Annotated in this window: 1 pseudogene; it reads right to left on the bottom strand. The window is 38.1% G+C overall.

Annotation, left to right across the window (positions count from 1 at the left end):
* A pseudogene (locus SCA31_RS25510) lies at positions 1 to 215 on the bottom strand (DoxX family protein); the annotation flags it as partial.
* Positions 216 to 236: the final 21 nt, after the last annotated feature.

The following is a 236-nucleotide window of genomic DNA, read 5'->3' as shown; positions in this document are numbered from 1 at the left end:
ACAGTAGCGATTCCACCCATTACATTGACCATCGGTCTGTCTAAAAAAGGCATGAGCGTTGTAGTGTAACTAATGAAATTATCCCAATTTCCCCATTCTACATTTCCCGTACCTGCTGGTCCTAAAAGTCCTAATCTGTCTGAAACCGGTGTTAAAAATGTAATCCCCAATGCAAACCTTAACAGAAACTGTGGAATTTTGAATGAATCCTTCATAAATCTTGTATTTTATTGGCA

The sequence above is a fragment of the Chryseobacterium sp. SIMBA_028 genome, assembly GCF_046535285.1.
Taxonomy (GTDB): Bacteria; Bacteroidota; Bacteroidia; order Flavobacteriales; family Weeksellaceae; genus Chryseobacterium.
Note: the sequence above shows the minus strand (reverse complement) of the source record. Positions and strands in the feature narration are given on the sequence as shown.